The sequence below is a fragment of the Sphingomonas flavida genome (assembly GCF_036663655.1).
In the GTDB taxonomy this organism is placed as follows: Bacteria; Pseudomonadota; Alphaproteobacteria; order Sphingomonadales; family Sphingomonadaceae; genus Sphingomonas.
On sequence record NZ_JAXOJH010000060.1, the window covers coordinates 1 to 1059 of the forward strand.

1 protein-coding gene is annotated in these 1059 nt (G+C 69.7%); it reads right to left on the reverse strand.

Going from position 1 to position 1059, the window contains the following annotated elements; translation table 11 throughout:
• Positions 1-283 precede the first annotated feature (283 nt).
• Positions 284-1059: non-homologous end-joining DNA ligase (gene ligD / locus U1703_RS19105; protein WP_332786981.1), on the reverse strand; the 776-nt coding region annotated here is incomplete at its 5' end.

Consider the following 1059-nt stretch of genomic DNA (forward strand, 5'->3'; position numbering starts at 1 on the left):
GGTCGGTGACGGTCAAGGTGGCCAGGTGGTCGTCGGCGACCAGCTGGACCCCAGACGACGATTCGCTCGCCTGGCTCCAGGAGATCCCGCTGAACGCCGCCATCGCGGCCACGGCCGGCACCGCGACGACCGAGACGACGAGCTTGCGGCTGATCGTGATCTTCATGGCACCCCCTGGGCACTCGATGGGTCAGGACACCACGAACGCTACGCGGGAGCGCGCCACGATTGAGGAACGCTCTTTACACGCGGGGTCCACCAATTGGTAACAGCAACCAGCAGGTCAGGACGCGAACAGGTCGCCGTCCGCGGCGACCCTGCGGAGCACCTCGTCGAAGCGGAGCTGCTCGAGGCCGAGGGGGTCGTCGGCGCCCTCCTGGACCTCGGCCCACGACACCGGCGCGGCGACGTACGGCAGCTCCTTGCCGCGCAGCGAGTACGGCGAGATGGTGGTCTTGGAGCCGGCGTTCTGCGACCAGTCGAGGAAGACCTTGCCCGGGCGTCTGGCCTTGGTCATCGTCGCGGTCACGAGCGAGGGATGCTCGCGCTGCAGCTCCTCGGCGACCTGCTTGGCCAAGGCCGTCGAGTCGTCGCTCGGCAGCCGCTTCGGCAGGTCCGCATAGAGGTGGAGCCCCTTGCTGCCGCTCATCACCGGTTTGCCGTGCAGGCCGCGCTCGGCGAGCTTGTCCTGCACGAGCAGGGCCACGGCCCAGCACTCGTGGAGGCCGGCCGGCTCGCCGGGGTCGAGATCGATGACCAGGCGGTCGGCGTTGCGGGGTCGGCCGTTGCGCCCGACGGTCCATTGGTGGACGTGCAGCTCGAGCGCCGCCAGGTTGACCAGCCAGGTGAGCGTGGCGAGGTCCTCGACGATCGGGAACGTGATCTCCCCATCGCCCTTGCCCGTCCGGCTGCCGGTGGTGGGGACGGTCACGGTGCGCACCCACGACGGCGTACCGGACGGCGCGTTCTTCTCGAAGAAGCTCATGTCCTGCACGCCGTGCGGCCAGCGGATCCGGGTGACCGCGCGGTCCTTCAGGTGCGGCAGCAGTACCGGCGCGA